The organism is Enterobacter cloacae complex sp. FDA-CDC-AR_0164 (assembly GCF_003071645.1).
GTDB lineage: Bacteria > Pseudomonadota > Gammaproteobacteria > Enterobacterales > Enterobacteriaceae > Enterobacter > Enterobacter ludwigii.
The window spans coordinates 3371457-3387008 of record NZ_CP028950.1 but is presented as its reverse complement, the minus strand read 5'-3'; the positions used below and the strand labels follow the sequence as shown (position 1 = coordinate 3387008).

The following is a 15552-nucleotide window of genomic DNA, read 5'->3' as shown; positions in this document are numbered from 1 at the left end:
ACCTCTGCTACGGCATCGCTGGCGGGGTAATACCAAAATGGTTCCACGCCCGCACCGTTGCCATACGACCGCGCGGGGTACGTTGCAAGAAACCCTGCTGGATCAGATACGGCTCAAGCACATCTTCAATTGTCTCGCGCTCTTCACCAATCGCTGCCGCCAGGTTATCCAGTCCGACCGGACCGCCAAAGAACTTATCCAGTACCGCCAGCAACAGCTTACGGTCCATGTAGTCAAAGCCTTCGGCATCCACATTCAGCATATCCAGCGCCTGCGCTGCAATCTCAGCCGAGATCGTGCCATCGTGTTTTACTTCGGAAAAGTCACGTACGCGACGCAACAGGCGGTTCGCAATACGCGGCGTCCCCCGGGAGCGCTTCGCTACCTCAAACGCCCCATCCTCGCTCATCTCCAGCCCCATATAGCGGGCACTGCGGCCAACGATATGCTGAAGATCCGCAACCTGATAGAACTCCAGACGCTGAACGATACCAAAACGATCGCGAAGCGGAGAGGTCAATGACCCGGCGCGCGTCGTCGCGCCAATCAGGGTAAACGGAGGCAGATCGATTTTGATGGAACGTGCTGCCGGACCTTCACCGATCATGATGTCCAGCTGGTAATCTTCCATTGCCGGATAGAGCACCTCTTCCACGACCGGCGACAGACGGTGGATCTCATCGATAAACAGCACGTCATGCGGCTCAAGGTTGGTCAACATTGCCGCCAGATCGCCCGCTTTTTCCAGCACCGGGCCAGAGGTTGTGCGCAGGTTAACGCCCATTTCATTGGCGACAATGTTCGCCAGCGTGGTTTTCCCCAGACCGGGGGGGCCAAAAATGAGCAGGTGATCGAGTGCATCGCCGCGCAGTTTTGCCGCCTGAATGAAGATCTCCATCTGAGAACGAACCTGCGGCTGGCCAATATACTCATCAAGCAGTTTCGGGCGGATGGCGCGATCCACCACGTCTTCTGCCTGAAGGGTGCCTGCCGATACCAGGCGATCTGCTTCAATCATCCTTTACCTCACAATGCCGCGCGTAGCGCTTCACGAATCAGGGTTTCACTGCTGGCATCCGGTTTGGCAATTTTGCTCACCATTCGGCTGGCCTCCTGAGGTTTATATCCCAGCGCCACCAGCGCAGCAACCGCTTCCTGTTCAGAATCGTCAGAGGCTTGTGCGCCCGGCGAGGTAAGCACCAGATCAGCGGCAGGCGTAAACAGATCGCCATGCAGACCTTTAAAGCGGTCTTTCATCTCGACAATCAGACGCTCCGCGGTTTTCTTGCCGATACCCGGGAGTTTAATCAGCGCAGCAGGATCTTCGCGCTCAACGGCATTGACGAACTGTGGAGCGGACATGCCGGACAAAATAGCCAGCGCCAGCTTCGGCCCGACGCCGTTGGTTTTGATCAGCTCGCGAAACAGCATCCGTTCCTGTTTGTTATTGAAGCCATACAGCAACTGAGCATCTTCACGCACCACAAACTGGGTAAAGACAATCGCCTCTTTGCCCGCGTCCGGCAACTCATAGAAGCAGGTCATCGGCATATGGACTTCATAGCCCACGCCACCGACTTCCAGCAGCACTAACGGGGGTTGTTTTTCAATGATGATGCCTCTGAGTCTGCCTATCACGTGACGCTCCTGCGTTCTGGAAGAAATTAACTGCCGACATAATAAAAAAAGGCTGGATAAACATCCAGCCTGATTTGTCATTATCGTAACCTGCCTCGCGCCAGATTAAGCCGCGATTCGCTCATCTGAACCGCGTTCTGGCTTATATGACAGTGGGTAATGGCTATCGCCAGCGCGTCGGCGGCGTCTGCCTGCGGGTTCGCGGGAAGCTTCAGGAGCGTGCGCACCATATGCTGCACCTGACTTTTCTCCGCGCTACCAATCCCCACGACGGTCTGTTTGACCTGTCTGGCTGCGTATTCGAACACCGGAAGATCCTGATTCACCGCCGCAACAATGGCGACGCCCCGTGCCTGACCCAGTTTTAACGCTGAATCGGCGTTTTTCGCCATAAAGACCTGCTCGATGGCAAAAAAGTCGGGTTGAAACTGGGTGATGATCTCCGACACGCCAGCATAGATTAGCTTCAGGCGCGACGGCAGATCGTCCACTTTGGTCCGAATACAACCGCTGCCAAGGTAGGTTAACTGGCGCCCTACCTGCCGGATGACGCCATAACCGGTGACGCGCGAGCCGGGGTCAATCCCGAGGATAATCGACATCACGCGTCTCCCGTAAACGGTTTATACGCTCTCATCAGAGAGTCGCTGCAACCTCATCAGAGATTTCACCGTTATGATACACTTCCTGCACGTCGTCGCAGTCTTCGAGCATGTCGATCAGACGCAGCAGTTTAGGTGCCGTTTCCGCATCCATGTCCGCTTTGGTTGACGGGATCATGGAGACTTCAGCGTTGTCTGCTTTCAGACCCGCCGCTTCCAGCGCGTCACGTACTGCGCCCATCTCTTCCCACGCGGTGTAGACGTCGATTGCGCCATCATCATAGGTCACAACGTCTTCTGCACCGGCTTCCAGCGCCGCTTCCATGATTACGTCTTCGTCGCCTTTCTCGAAGGAGATGACACCTTTTTTGCTGAACAGATAGGCCACTGAGCCGTCAGTGCCCAGGTTACCACCGCATTTGCTGAAGGCATGACGCACTTCCGCTACGGTACGGTTACGGTTGTCGGACAGACATTCAACCATCACCGCCGTACCGCCCGGACCGTAACCTTCATAAATGATGGTTTCCATGTTCGCGTCTTCATCACCGCCTACGCCACGTGCGATAGCACGGTTCAGGGTGTCACGCGTCATGTTGTTGGACAGGGCTTTATCCACTGCCGCACGCAGACGCGGGTTAGACGCCGCATCGCCGCCGCCCAGACGTGCCGCTGTAACCAGCTCACGAATAATTTTGGTGAAGATCTTACCGCGCTTGGCATCCTGTGCCGCTTTGCGGTGTTTGGTGTTGGCCCACTTACTATGACCTGCCATAAAAATTTCCTCAAAGAGCGCGCCTTTTCAGGCTACGTTAATTACAAATTCTTCAATCGCCTGCCGGTTGCTCCACGATTTGGTCAGTGCAGCGGCATCCGCCGCATCCACCCAGCGGTAGGTCAGGTGTTCGGTAAACACGATCTCCCGTTCATGGGGGAGCGCGAGACAGAACCACGATTCCGTATTGCGCTCAATACCCGGCGCATAGCGATGACGTAAATGGCTAAAAATTTCAAACTCCACCGTGCGCTGACAGTCCTTCAGGGTCAGTTGCTCGCAAGCAACGTCAATGGTGACCTCTTCCTTTACTTCGCGCGCGGCGGCCTGCGACGCGGTCTCCCCCTCTTCCAGGCTGCCGGTAACCGACTGCCAGAAATCAGGGTCATCGCGCCGCTGCAACATCAGCACCCGTTTCGTATCTTCTGCATAAATGACAACCAGAACCGAAACGGGACGCTTATACTGCATATTATTCGTTCTCCGAAATCTCTTTTGAAGCTTTCGGAAGCACCTGAATGCCCAGCTCAGCCAGCGCGGCCGGGTTGGCAAAGCTTGGGGCTTCCGTCATCAGACAGGCCGCAGCCGTGGTTTTCGGGAAGGCGATAACATCACGAATGTTGTCGGTGCCGGTCAGCAGCATGGTCAAACGGTCAAGACCGAATGCCAGACCCGCGTGTGGCGGCGTACCGTATTTCAGGGCGTCCAGCAGGAAGCCGAATTTCTCGCGCTGTTCGTGCTCGTTGATTCCCAGAATACCAAACACGGTTTGCTGCATTTCGCCGCTGTGAATACGCACGGAACCGCCACCCACTTCGTAGCCATTGATAACCATGTCATACGCGTTTGCTACCGCATCTTCCGGTGCCGCTTTCAGCTCTGCCGCCGTCATGTCTTTTGGCGAGGTGAACGGGTGGTGCATTGCGGTCAGGCCGCCTTCACCGTCGTCTTCGAACATTGGGAAGTCGATTACCCACAGCGGAGCCCATTTGCTCTCGTCCGTCAGGCTCAGGTCTTTACCCAGCTTCAGACGCAGCGCGCCCATCGCGTCAGCAACGATTTTCTTATTGTCTGCGCCAAAGAAGATCATGTCGCCATCCTGTGCGCCGGTGCGCTCGAGGATCGCTTCCACGATTTCCGCGTTCAGGAATTTCGCCACCGGGCTGGTAATGCCTTCCAGACCTTTCGCACGTTCGGTCACTTTAATATAGGCCAGACCTTTCGCGCCGTAGATCTTGATGAAGTTGCCGTAATCGTCAATCTGCTTACGGCTCAGCGCCGCACCGCCCGGTACACGCAGGGCAGCCACGCGACCTTTTGGATCGTTAGCCGGGCCGGCAAATACCGCGAACTCAACGGATTTCACCAGGTCTGCAACGTCCACCAGCTCCATCGGGTTACGCAGGTCTGGTTTGTCAGAGCCGTAGCGACGTTCAGCTTCAGCGAAGGTCATGATGGGGAAATCACCCAGTTCCACGCCTTTCACGTCATTCCACAGACTGCGCACCAGGGCTTCCATCACTTCACGCACCTGCTCGGCCGTCATGAAGGAGGTTTCCACATCGATCTGGGTAAATTCTGGCTGACGATCAGCACGCAGGTCTTCGTCGCGGAAGCATTTTACAATCTGATAGTAGCGATCGAAGCCGGACATCATCAGCAGCTGTTTAAACAGCTGAGGAGACTGTGGCAGCGCGTAGAATTTGCCTTTGTGTACACGGGATGGAACCAGGTAATCGCGCGCGCCTTCCGGCGTGGCTTTGGTCAGCATCGGGGTTTCGATGTCGAGGAAACCGTGGTCATCCATAAAGCGACGCACCAGGCTGGTGATTTTCGCACGGGTTTTCAGGCGCTGAGCCATTTCCGGACGACGCAGGTCCAGATAGCGGTATTTCAGACGCGCTTCTTCAGTGTTGACGTGGTTGGAGTCCAGCGGCAGCGCTTCAGCACGGTTGATGATAACCAGATCCGACGCCAGCACTTCAATTGCGCCGGTCGCCATGTCTGCGTTAACGTTTTTCTCGTCACGCGCACGTACGGTGCCGGTGACCTGAATGCAGAACTCATTACGCAGCTCAGAAGCCAGCTTCAACGCATCTGCGCGATCTGGGTCGAAGAACACCTGAACGATACCTTCGCGGTCGCGCATATCGATGAAGATAAGGCTCCCAAGATCACGACGACGATTGACCCAACCACACAGGGTTACCTGCTGTCCAACGTGGGACTGACGCAGCTGCCCGCAATATTCTGTACGCATGAGATATCCCTTAATTAGCCGCAGGCTAAATGTCGCCTGGAATGCAGGCTACTATGTCGCAGCTTTCTGTATGTCACAACTGGATGAAAAAAGGCGGCTATTATACTGGAAATTCCGCCAGACGATAAGAGCGAACCACGGCCAGACGGTCGTTTGCTGCGCGCTTATTGCGTATTCTCACAAAAATTAACAAAATTATCCGACCGATAACAGGTCATTACGTCGTAAGGTGTAGCGGAAGCGACTCATTTCACTGGAGTTACCATGTTAACACTTAATGCCCGCAAAACCGCGCTTGTGGTGATTGATTTACAGGAAGGGATCCTGCCGTTTGCCGGAGGCCCGCACAGCGCCGAAGATGTTGTCAGCCGCGCCGCGCGTCTGGCAGAAAAATGCCGTGCCAGCGGTGCCCCTGTGATCATGGTGCGCGTTGGCTGGTCAGCGGATTTCGCTGAGGCCTTAAAACAGCCTGTCGATGCTCAGGTTGCAGCACATTCACTACCTGAAAACTGGTGGACCTATCCGGTTTCGCTCGGCAAACGGGACAGCGATATCGAAGTGACCAAACGCCAGTGGGGCGCATTCTACGGCACCGATCTTGAGCTGCAGCTGCGTCGGCGCGGTATCGACACCCTGATTCTCTGTGGGATCTCCACCAACATTGGCGTGGAATCCACCGCCCGAAACGCCTGGGAACTGGGCTTTAACCTGGTGATTGCTGAAGATGCATGCAGCGCAGCGTCTGCGGAGCAGCACCAGGGCAGTATGACCCACATCTTCCCGCGCATTGGCCGCGTGCGTAGCACGGACGACATTATAAGCGCCCTATGATCTACCTTGGCCTGCCCCAGTGGTCGCACCCGAAATGGGTGCGCCTGGGTATTACCAGCCTTGAAGAATATGCCCGTCATTTCAACTGCGTCGAGGGCAATACCACCCTCTACGCGCTACCCAGAGCAGAGATTGTTGAGCGCTGGCGCGACCAGACGACCGATGATTTCCGCTTCTGCTTCAAGTTTCCGGCGACGATCTCCCACACCGCTGCGCTGCGAAACTGCGGTGATTTGACCGACGAGTTCTTTGGCCGGATGTCGCCGCTGGCGAACCGCATCGGTCAGTACTGGTTGCAACTTCCGGCCACCTTTAGCCCACGCGACCTGCCTGCGCTATGGCAGTTCCTTGATACCCTGCCCAAGGACTTTACCTACGGCGTTGAGGTGAGACATGCGGCGTTTTTTGCCAAGGGAGAGGCTGAAACGGCCCTTAACCGTGGCTTACATGCGCGCGGGGTGAACCGGGTGATTCTCGACAGCCGTCCCGTGCACAGCGCCATCCCGCATAACGAGGCCATCATTGATGCCCAGCGTAAAAAGCCCAGAGTGCCTGTTCACGCCGTGGTCACCGCGCAAAACCCGATGGTCAGGTTTATCGGCAGCGATAACATGCAGCAAAACCAGGAGATGTTCGCCGTCTGGCTGCAAAAATTAGCGAAATGGGAGCAAACCACCACGCCGTATCTCTTTCTCCATACGCCGGATATCGCTCATGCCCCCGAACTGGTCGATGTTCTCTGGCAGGCCTTGCAGGCTGCGGTTCCGTCCGTTGGCAGCGCCCCTTCTATCCCACAACAATCTTCTCTTTTCTGATATCAGCCCCTATCATAGGAAGGTGCCATCTGCCAAAAACAGGGAGTTAGTATGGTCAGCGCGCTGTATGCGGTGTTAGGTGCATTACTGCTGATTAAGTTTTCATTTGATGTTGTGCGCCTGCGAATGCAGTACCGTGTTTCTTATGGTGACGGCGGTTTTTCGGAGTTACAAAGCGCTATCCGCATTCACGGTAACGCGGTTGAGTACATCCCCGTTGCGTTAATTTTGCTGCTGTTTATGGAAATGAACGGCGCGGAAACCTGGATGGTGCACGTCTGCGGCCTGCTTCTGATTGCCGGCCGGTTAATGCATTATTACGGCTTTCACCACCGCTTATTCCGCTGGCGTCGTTCCGGCATGAGCGCGACCTGGTGTTCGCTTTTGCTGATGGTGCTGGCTAACCTTTGGTATATGCCGTGGGAGTTGGTTTTCTCCTTCCATTAGCGCACAATACGCCACTTTATTTTTCCCGGATTTTTACGTTATGTCAGATCGCGACACGCTTTTTTCCGCGCCTATCGCCAGCCTGGGCGACTGGACCTTCGATGAACGGGTAGCCGAAGTCTTCCCGGATATGATCCAGCGCTCTGTTCCCGGTTATTCCAATATCATCTCTATGATCGGCATGCTGGCTGAGCGTTTCGTTCAACCGGGCACGCAGGTGTATGATCTGGGCTGCTCGCTCGGCGCGGCAACGCTGTCGGTTCGTCGTAACGTTCACCATGAAGGCTGCAAAATCATTGCCGTCGATAACTCCCCGGCCATGGTGGAACGCTGCCGTCGCCACATCGACGCGTATAAAGCCCCGACGCCAGTCGAGGTTGTGGAAGGTGATATCCGTGATATCGACATCAATAACGCGTCGCTGGTGGTTCTGAATTTTACTCTGCAGTTCCTGGTGCCTGAAGACCGTCAGCTGTTGCTGGACAAAATTTATAAAGGCCTGAAGCCCGGTGGCGCGCTGGTGCTGTCCGAGAAATTCAGCTTTGAAGATGCCGAAGTGGGTGAGCTGCTGTTCAATATGCACCACGACTTCAAACGGGCCAACGGCTATAGCGAACTGGAAATTAGCCAGAAACGTAGCATGCTCGAAAACGTGATGCTGACGGACTCCGTCGAAACCCATAAAGCACGCCTGCGTCAGGCAGGCTTCGAGCACAGCGAACTGTGGTTCCAGTGCTTCAACTTTGGCTCGCTGGTGGCGCTGAAAGGTGGGGACATCGCATGATCGAGTTCAGTAATTTCTATCAGCTGATTGCCAAAAACCACCTCTCCCACTGGCTGGAGACGCTGCCGGCACAAATTGCTGCCTGGCAGCGGGATCAGCAGCATGGTCTGTTAAAGCAGTGGTCCAACGCGGTGGAGTTTCTGCCGGAACTGACCCCACACCGTCTGGATCTGCTCCACAGCGTTACCGCGCAAAGCGAAACGCCGCTTCCGCCCGGGCAGATAAACCGCATTGAAACGCTGATGCGTAACCTGATGCCGTGGCGCAAAGGTCCGTTCTCACTCTACGGCGTTAACATTAATACTGAATGGCGTTCTGACTGGAAATGGGATCGCGTGCTGCCTCACCTTTCCGACCTGACCGGGCGAACCATTCTGGATGTTGGCTGCGGTAGCGGGTACCACATGTGGCGCATGATTGGCGCAGGGGCACATCTGGCGGTGGGGATTGACCCTATGCAGCTGTTCCTGTGCCAGTTTGAAGCGGTGCGTAAATTGCTGGGTAACGACCAGCGCGCGCACCTGCTGCCGTTGGGTATTGAGCAGCTCCCTGCCCTGAAGGCGTTTGACACCGTGTTTTCGATGGGTGTCCTGTACCACCGCCGCTCCCCACTCGAACATTTGTGGCAGCTGAAAGATCAGCTGGTCAGCGGCGGCGAGCTGGTGCTGGAAACGCTGGTGGTAGAGGGTGATGAGAATACCGTTCTGGTGCCGGGCGATCGCTATGCGCAGATGCGGAACGTTTACTTTATCCCTTCCGCGCCGGCGCTGAAAAACTGGCTGGAGAAGTGCGGTTTTGTGGATGTCCGTATTGCCGATGTCTGCGTAACGTCAACTGAAGAACAGCGTCGCACCGACTGGATGATCACCGAATCGCTGGCGGAATTCCTCGACCCGGCAGACCACAGCAAGACTGTCGAAGGGTATCCTGCGCCAATGCGCGCGGTGTTGATCGCGACGAAACCGTAGATTCCCCCGGTCCTCTTCCCAAAGGGGCGAGGGAGAAAAGACCGCACCGTACTGTCCCTCTCCTCTTTGGGGAGAGGGTTAGGGGCATAAAAAAAGGCCCCTGTTGAAATTGCAGGGGCCTGGTACAAGCAAGCATCATATTGGGCGACATGATGCGCGGTAAAAATCGGTACGTTGCTACACGTGATGACGTTCAATCATCGATTTCATTACCGCAACCGACTCTCCCTCTACACCGTAGCGTGAGTACTCATCCGCTTCAGCATCCGTCGACATTGACAACCCTGTGTTGCGATAATGCATGGGCGATGGCATCCATTTGCCTGCAGAGCTGTGAAGCTCCTCTACCCCGGCGTTTAAAAACAGTTCCATATTGCTGGCACGCACTCCCGCACCCGCCATTATTATTGGAACACCGGAATGTGCTTTTAGTTCCGTAATTAATTGCAGTCCTTTTTCAGCAGAGGACTGCTGACCCGATGTCAGGACCCGCGCCACGCCAAGTTCAGCAAGAATATCAAAGGATTGCAGGGGATCTTTACACATATCAAACGCGCGATGAAAAGTGACCGCCATCCCTTTTGCCGCGTTCATGACCTGACGCATGCGCGGCAGATCGACATTGCCGTCTTCATCAAGCAACCCAATAACCAGGCCGGGGAATCCCAGATCGCCAACGAGAGTGATATCTTCAAGCATGGCACTGAACTCGCCCGGCGTGTAACAGAAATCGCCGCCGCGAGGACGAATAATCGGGTGTACCGGAACGGTGACAGCCTGACGGGCAGACTTCAGCATCCCGTATGAAGGCGTTAACCCACCCTCTTTGGGTGCGGCGCACAGTTCAATGCGGTCAGCCCCGTGCTGTTGCGCGGTGACGGCACACTCCACGCTGTAACAACAAATCTCCAGCAGCGCCATTACATCCTCCTTAATATCCACTTAACGCACCATCATGACACGCAGGCTACGCCCGGTCTCAGCGTACGGTCACATCTTATGCTTCGCTGGCAACAATCTGTTCAATCGTCCAGGGATGGAACTTCACGGTAACCTGTCCGTCAGTGACGGCCAGAGTAGGATTAGGCAGACGCTCACGTTCGCCTTTCGGGGAACTTGTTTTCACAAAAATGCCAGGCTTGCTCAGCCCCTCGTCAGACAACAGCGCCAGTGCACGAGCATTCAGCGTTTCGGGCTCACCCGGCAGGACAATTTCGATATGCTCCCAGCCTTCATGCGGATAGCGTTTCTCGCCCGGCCAGGGCAATTCGACTACACTGAACTGCCAGTGAGCCACGCACACCGGTTCATGCAGTTTGAACAGGCAAATGGGGCGACCGTTGATGATGTTCTCTGAGAGTAACTCGCCACACTGTTCAAACCCGCGACGCCAGCGCTCGGCGGTTGCGTTCTGATGGCAGCGCAAGGAGATGTGATCGGCCTCAAGCGGCGCAATATCCAGACCAAGGCGGGTGGCAAGTTCTGTGAACGCCTGGGTGAAGCGCGGTAAATCTGCGGAAATATCATGCAGTTCGTCAATGGAGTGCCAGTTCGCCATACGTCAGTCTCTTATCGTGTCGCAAAGCCGCTAATTTACTCTGTTGCCCTCTTTCGACCAACCTCTGAATAGCGGTTTTTACGACTGCATGTTTATGCATGCTTTCTTAGCCTGGATTCTGAGCAATCTTCGGCCCCCGCAATGCTGACGCCAGAAGGCATTTGCAGTATACTCCCGCCCTAAATTCTTTAACTGGCGCGGGCGGTTATTTGCCCGCATCAAAAATGTAAGGTATCCAGGTGAATATTCAGGCTCTTCTCTCCGAAAAAGTCAGTCAGGCACTGATTGCCGCAGGTGCGCCTGCGGATTGCGAACCGCAGGTTCGTCAGTCAGCAAAAGTACAGTTTGGCGACTATCAGGCTAATGGCGTGATGGCAGTGGCTAAAAAACTGGGTATGCCGCCGCGACAACTCGCTGAGCAGGTGCTGACTCATCTGGATCTCACCGGTATTGCCAGCAAAACTGAAATCGCCGGCCCTGGATTTATCAACATCTTCCTTGAGCCTGCTTTCCTGGCACGCCACGTTGACGCGGCGCTGAAATCTGACCGTCTGGGTGTCTCCCAGCCAGAAGCGCAGACCGTGGTGATTGACTACTCAGCGCCAAACGTGGCGAAAGAGATGCACGTCGGGCACCTGCGTTCCACCATTATCGGTGACGCGGCCGTGCGTACCCTGGAATTCCTCGGTCACAAAGTGATCCGCGCGAACCACGTGGGCGACTGGGGTACCCAGTTCGGGATGCTGATTGCTTACCTGGAAAAACAGCAGCAGGAAAACGCGGGTGAGATGGCCCTGGCAGACCTGGAAGGGTTCTACCGCGAAGCAAAAAAACACTACGACGAAGACGACGCTTTTGCCGAGCGCGCGCGCAGTTACGTGGTAAAACTGCAGGGCGGCGACCCGTACTTCCTCGAGATGTGGCGCAAACTGGTTGACATCACCATGTCCCAGAACCAGCTCACCTATAACCGTCTGAACGTTACCCTGACCCGTGACGATGTGATGGGTGAAAGCCTCTATAACCCGATGCTGCCTGGCATTGTGGCCGACCTGAAAGCCAAAAACCTGGCGGTTGAGAGCGAAGGCGCGACGGTCGTGTTCCTTGATGAGTATAAAAACAAGGAAGGTGAACCGATGGGCGTGATCATTCAGAAAAAGGATGGCGGCTATCTCTACACCACCACCGATATCGCCTGTGCGAAATACCGTTACGAAACGCTGCATGCGGACCGCGTGCTGTACTACATCGACTCCCGTCAGCACCAGCACCTGATGCAGGCGTGGACTATCGTGCGCAAAGCAGGCTACGTGCCGGATTCCGTGCCGCTTGAACACCATATGTTCGGCATGATGCTGGGTAAAGACGGTAAGCCGTTCAAAACCCGTGCGGGCGGTACCGTGAAGCTGTCCGACCTGCTGGACGAAGCGCTGGAACGCGCCCGCCGTCTGGTGGCCGAGAAGAATCCGGATATGCCTGCCGATGAGCTGGAAAAACTCGCCAACGCCGTGGGTATCGGTGCAGTGAAGTACGCGGATCTCTCCAAGAACCGTACCACCGACTATATCTTCGACTGGGATAACATGCTGGCCTTTGAAGGTAATACTGCGCCGTATATGCAGTATGCCTACACCCGCGTGCTCTCCGTGTTCCGTAAAGCCAGTATCGATGAAAGCGCGCTGGCCAATGCTGAGGTTATCATTTCCGAAGATCGCGAAGCCCAGCTGGCGGCACGTCTGCTGCAGTTTGAAGAGACGCTGGCCGTTGTCGCACGTGACGGTACCCCGCACGTGATGTGCTCTTACCTGTACGATCTGGCGGGTCTGTTCTCCGGTTTCTACGAACACTGCCCTATCCTGTCTGCGGAAAGCGAAGCGGTCCGCAACAGCCGCCTGAAGCTGGCTCAGCTGACGGCGAAGACCCTGAAGCTGGGTCTGGATACCCTGGGTATCGAAACCGTAGAGCGCATGTAATAAACAAACCCGGCCATCGCCGGGTTTTTTATGTTCAAAAATATTTGCGCAGGTATTCCGTTAAACACAGGATTGCCATGGCCTGTCCATAGGGCATCGACGTGCGTGGGATCTGGCGATAGAACGCCAGATCGCTGCCCATCCCCGTACCGAACGACGTCTGCAGTAACTCCCCTTCCGGCGAGATATTTTCCACAATGCCGCGAATCGCTTTCTCCGCCACCTCAGCATATTCCGCGCCGACATAGCGTTTACGCACCGCTTTCAGAATACCGTAGGCAAAGCCTGCCGTGGCTGACGCCTCAAGGTAGGAATGCGGATCGTCGAGCAGCGTATGCCACAGGCCGCTATCGTCCTGACATTTGGCGAGGGCCGCAATCTGCGCGTTCAGCACCTGCACAAGGTAGCGGCGAACGGCGTTATGTTCAGGCAAATCCACCAGCTCAAGGAAATCCGGGATCACGATGGTCAGCCAGCTGTTGCCTCGAGCCCAGCGTGCCTTCGCAAAGTTATGGTGGCCTTCGTAATTCCAGCCGTGGAACCACAGGCCGGTTTCACGATCCATCAGGTTTTGCACGTGCAGCAGAAACTGATACACCGCCTCTTCAACGTACTCCGGTTTATTAAGGAGCTTGCCGATTTTCGCCAGCGGCAGAACCGTCATCATCAGCGTGTCATCCCACATCTGCTGAGAATTCTCTTCCGCCAGGGTGATGTGCTGCATGCCGCCATGGTCGGTGCGCGGCATCTCATTCATGGCCCACTCCGCCCAGCTTTCCAGCCACGGCCGCCAGGCCGGGTTTCTGGTCTCTTCATAACGATATGCCAGCGTCAGGAACGGTGACATGGTATTCACGTTTTTGGTGGTCGCCCCTTCCCTGAAACGATCGGCAAACCAGCGGTCAATGATGTCACGCATCGCTTCGTCGCCCGTCTGGCAGTAATACTGCCAGATACCGTATAACCCCACGCCGTGGGTCCACTCCCAGCCTGCCCATCCTTTGGTGTCAATGACCCGCCCGTCGTCCAGGCGCAGTAAAAACTCACCTGTTGTATCGTGGATATTAACGAGGTTATGCGTCACCTTTTCAATCAGCGATTTCAGCTCGTCCCGGGCGATGAAATGCGCAGGCTGACGCAGGAGTGGACTGTGTTTGACCGGCCAAACTTTCATTATCTTAACCTCTGTTGTATGTCGAATTCAGTACCGCACGCCCCTTCAGCGAAGGTGCCGCAGGCTTATTACGATTCAGATAACCGATGTTGTTATTGCCCCACAGCGACGCATAAGGCATACCGGCCAGCATCTCCACGGTGGCGCGGGCTTCTGGTGTCGCACTCTCAGGAATGGCGCGGCCAGACGCGCGCATTTTGGCGGTCTCTTCACGCAACGTGGTGTGGGTGTGCAAATTGAGTTTGAAACGCAGCGAGACCAGGAAGCCGCAGAACAGCACCAGAAGCGTTCCCACGCTCAGGATCAGCAGAATGGTGTGGCTCACTTCCGCGGGCTGGGTCTTCTGTCCGCTGACAAAGCCGGACATCTGCATCACAATGCCCACCAGCATTACCGCCCCCGCCTGCGAGGCTTTGCGGGTCAGCGTCATGATGCCGGCGAAAATCCCTTCGCGGCGCTGGCCGGTGATCACTTCATCGACATCAGCAATGTAGGTGTAGGTATTCCACGGCACATAGTTGATCCCACCGCGTCCCAGACCGGCAACTGCAGAGACCAGCAATAACAGAGAGTAGATATCACTCAGGCCCGCGTAATACAGCACGGCGTAGGAAAGCGATGCCAGGCCAAACAGCACCACGACCATTCGATAGGACGGCGCGGGTCCGAAGCGAATGCACAGCGGGATCATGGCGATAACCGCAATAAACTGGAAGATGGCCATCGTGCCCAGCAGGCTGGAGGCCATGGATGCTTCCTGCATCAGCACGAAAACCACGTAGTAGGTAAACACGGCATTAAAGACGTCCTGGGCGATATACCCGCCAAGGTACATCCCCAGATGCTGACGAAAAATTCTCACGCGCAGCGTAGAGCTCAACTCCACAAACAGGCGGTTGAGGCTCTGCCCGAGCGACAGTTTCTTCTTCTCCTCTTCGGCACGCAGGGCGGCTTCGCTCCACTCTTCCCGCGGTCGCTCCCAGGTGAAGAACCAGACGAGCATGAGCATCAGCGCGCACAGCACGGAGAAGACCAGGCTTGCATAGAAAAAGGAGACCGCATTGTCTTTGCCGAAATGCGTGAGCAGGATCCCCGGCAGGAATGAGGCCAGGATGGCAGACATTTGCGCCATCGAGATACGGGCACCTGAGAAGCGGGTTTTCTGTTTGAAGTCATCGGTCATTTCCGGCACCAGCGTTTCGTACGGCACCAGAATCATGGTGTAGACGATATCGAACACCAGATAGGTCAGCAGGTAATACCAGAAACTCATCTCCCCCACCCACATCAGGGAGTAGCTGAATACGCACGGGATCCCCAGCAGAATAAAGAACTTACGCCGGCCGAAGCGCTTGCCGAGCCAGGTCGTGCCAAAGTTATCGGTCAAAAAGCCCATCAAAGGGCTGACGACGGCATCCAGTACCCTTGCGGCGGCAAAGATGAAGGTTGCTTCAATCGGGGAGAGTCCACAGAACGTTGTATAAAAATACAACAGCCAGGCCGCCGTCAGGGCGGTGGTTCCCGCCCCGAGGAAATCGCCTGACCCGTAAGCAAGATAATTTGCGAGTCCAATTTTTCGTGTTTTCATTGCCGTCAACCCTACTCAGTTTTGGGAGACTCCCTGTAAGCAAAATCTGATCCGGGAGTTATTACACGGCTACAGTAAGAGTATCGACCTGGTGATACCTTTCTGTTTTTGCCATCACCGGCAAGCGGCTGGCAAAAAT

Annotated in this window: 16 protein-coding genes; 6 read left to right on the top strand and 10 right to left on the bottom strand. The window is 55.6% G+C overall.

Annotated elements, in window-relative coordinates; genetic code table 11:
* Positions 1-7: 7 nt before the first annotated feature.
* From ruvB to aspS, 6 genes are all read right to left on the bottom strand, one after another.
* Entirely contained in the window at positions 8-1018 is a 1011-nt protein-coding gene (gene ruvB / locus AM410_RS16745) for a Holliday junction branch migration DNA helicase RuvB (protein WP_073396016.1), read from the bottom strand.
* 8 nt (positions 1019-1026) lie between these two features.
* Positions 1027-1638: a Holliday junction branch migration protein RuvA gene (ruvA, locus tag AM410_RS16740; RefSeq protein ID WP_073396017.1), complete on the bottom strand. Its 612-nt coding sequence runs from the start codon at positions 1636-1638 to the stop codon at positions 1027-1029.
* Positions 1639-1718: 80 nt separating this feature from the next.
* Positions 1719-2240, bottom strand: a complete 522-nt coding sequence (gene ruvC / locus AM410_RS16735) for a crossover junction endodeoxyribonuclease RuvC (protein WP_025203848.1) — start codon at positions 2238-2240, stop codon at positions 1719-1721.
* A 34-nt stretch (positions 2241-2274) separates the two neighbouring features.
* Positions 2275-3015: a YebC/PmpR family DNA-binding transcriptional regulator gene (locus tag AM410_RS16730; protein WP_014170643.1), complete on the bottom strand. Its 741-nt coding sequence runs from the start codon at positions 3013-3015 to the stop codon at positions 2275-2277.
* A 27-nt stretch (positions 3016-3042) separates the two neighbouring features.
* Positions 3043-3486, bottom strand: coding sequence for a dihydroneopterin triphosphate diphosphatase (gene nudB / locus AM410_RS16725; protein WP_014170644.1), 444 nt, complete (start codon positions 3484-3486; stop codon positions 3043-3045).
* A gap of 1 nt (position 3487) precedes the next feature.
* Positions 3488-5275 carry an aspartate--tRNA ligase gene (gene aspS / locus AM410_RS16720; protein ID WP_032678430.1) on the bottom strand — a complete coding sequence of 596 codons (1788 nt, stop codon included), beginning with the start codon at positions 5273-5275 and terminating at the stop codon, positions 3488-3490.
* A gap of 264 nt (positions 5276-5539) precedes the next feature.
* Here aspS and AM410_RS16715 point away from each other — a divergent pair, with 264 nt between their 5' ends.
* From AM410_RS16715 to cmoB, 5 genes are read left to right on the top strand one after another with little or no spacing between them, the layout of a single operon-like run.
* Positions 5540-6106, top strand: a complete 567-nt coding sequence (locus AM410_RS16715) for a hydrolase (protein WP_032678431.1) — start codon at positions 5540-5542, stop codon at positions 6104-6106.
* Positions 6103-6921, top strand: a complete 819-nt coding sequence (locus AM410_RS16710) for a DUF72 domain-containing protein (protein ID WP_020883392.1) — start codon at positions 6103-6105, stop codon at positions 6919-6921. Before AM410_RS16715 ends, AM410_RS16710 begins: the two co-directional genes overlap by 4 nt.
* Positions 6922-6972: 51 nt before the next feature.
* Positions 6973-7368, top strand: coding sequence for an MAPEG family protein (locus AM410_RS16705; protein ID WP_020883391.1), 396 nt, complete (start codon positions 6973-6975; stop codon positions 7366-7368).
* Between the two features lie 40 nt (positions 7369-7408).
* Complete coding sequence (cmoA, locus tag AM410_RS16700) at positions 7409-8152, top strand: carboxy-S-adenosyl-L-methionine synthase CmoA (RefSeq protein WP_020883390.1); 744 nt, start codon at positions 7409-7411, stop codon at positions 8150-8152.
* Positions 8149-9120 (top strand): tRNA 5-methoxyuridine(34)/uridine 5-oxyacetic acid(34) synthase CmoB, encoded by a 972-nt coding sequence (gene cmoB / locus AM410_RS16695; RefSeq protein ID WP_020883389.1) that lies wholly within the window; start codon positions 8149-8151, stop codon positions 9118-9120. Before cmoA ends, cmoB begins: the two co-directional genes overlap by 4 nt.
* A 177-nt stretch (positions 9121-9297) precedes the next feature.
* On the opposite strand, the gene cutC is transcribed toward cmoB, so the two are convergent.
* Both cutC and AM410_RS16680 read right to left on the bottom strand, forming a co-directional pair.
* Positions 9298-10041, bottom strand: coding sequence for a copper homeostasis protein CutC (gene cutC, locus AM410_RS16685; protein ID WP_108648148.1), 744 nt, complete (start codon positions 10039-10041; stop codon positions 9298-9300).
* A 76-nt stretch (positions 10042-10117) separates the two neighbouring features.
* On the bottom strand, positions 10118-10678 hold the full coding sequence (locus tag AM410_RS16680) for a VOC family protein (protein ID WP_014170652.1): 561 nt from the start codon (positions 10676-10678) through the stop codon (positions 10118-10120).
* A 239-nt stretch (positions 10679-10917) separates the two neighbouring features.
* Between AM410_RS16680 and argS the strand changes: the two genes are divergently transcribed.
* The gene (argS, locus tag AM410_RS16675; RefSeq protein ID WP_014170653.1) at positions 10918-12651 is read left to right on the top strand and encodes an arginine--tRNA ligase; all 1734 of its coding nucleotides are present in this window, start codon (positions 10918-10920) and stop codon (positions 12649-12651) included.
* 34 nt (positions 12652-12685) lie between these two features.
* Here argS and bglB read toward each other — a convergent pair whose 3' ends face one another.
* Positions 12686-13825: a beta-galactosidase BglB gene (gene bglB / locus AM410_RS16670; RefSeq protein ID WP_108648147.1), complete on the bottom strand. Its 1140-nt coding sequence runs from the start codon at positions 13823-13825 to the stop codon at positions 12686-12688.
* A gap of 4 nt (positions 13826-13829) precedes the next feature.
* Positions 13830-15413, bottom strand: a complete 1584-nt coding sequence (locus AM410_RS16665) for an MFS transporter (protein ID WP_025203842.1) — start codon at positions 15411-15413, stop codon at positions 13830-13832.
* Positions 15414-15552 lie beyond the last annotated feature (139 nt).

Coding starts and splice junctions, on each gene's coding strand:
- ruvB (WP_073396016.1), bottom strand. CDS start 1,018: ATGATTGAAGCAGATCGCCTGGTATCGGCAGGCACCCTTCAGGCAGAA.
- ruvC (WP_025203848.1), bottom strand. CDS start 2,240: ATGTCGATTATCCTCGGGATTGACCCCGGCTCGCGCGTCACCGGTTAT.
- AM410_RS16730 (WP_014170643.1), bottom strand. CDS start 3,015: ATGGCAGGTCATAGTAAGTGGGCCAACACCAAACACCGCAAAGCGGCA.
- nudB (WP_014170644.1), bottom strand. CDS start 3,486: ATGCAGTATAAGCGTCCCGTTTCGGTTCTGGTTGTCATTTATGCAGAA.
- aspS (WP_032678430.1), bottom strand. CDS start 5,275: ATGCGTACAGAATATTGCGGGCAGCTGCGTCAGTCCCACGTTGGACAG.
- AM410_RS16715 (WP_032678431.1), top strand. CDS start 5,540: ATGTTAACACTTAATGCCCGCAAAACCGCGCTTGTGGTGATTGATTTA.
- AM410_RS16710 (WP_020883392.1), top strand. CDS start 6,103: ATGATCTACCTTGGCCTGCCCCAGTGGTCGCACCCGAAATGGGTGCGC.
- AM410_RS16705 (WP_020883391.1), top strand. CDS start 6,973: ATGGTCAGCGCGCTGTATGCGGTGTTAGGTGCATTACTGCTGATTAAG.
- cmoA (WP_020883390.1), top strand. CDS start 7,409: ATGTCAGATCGCGACACGCTTTTTTCCGCGCCTATCGCCAGCCTGGGC.
- cmoB (WP_020883389.1), top strand. CDS start 8,149: ATGATCGAGTTCAGTAATTTCTATCAGCTGATTGCCAAAAACCACCTC.
- cutC (WP_108648148.1), bottom strand. CDS start 10,041: ATGGCGCTGCTGGAGATTTGTTGTTACAGCGTGGAGTGTGCCGTCACC.
- AM410_RS16680 (WP_014170652.1), bottom strand. CDS start 10,678: ATGGCGAACTGGCACTCCATTGACGAACTGCATGATATTTCCGCAGAT.
- bglB (WP_108648147.1), bottom strand. CDS start 13,825: ATGAAAGTTTGGCCGGTCAAACACAGTCCACTCCTGCGTCAGCCTGCG.
- AM410_RS16665 (WP_025203842.1), bottom strand. CDS start 15,413: ATGAAAACACGAAAAATTGGACTCGCAAATTATCTTGCTTACGGGTCA.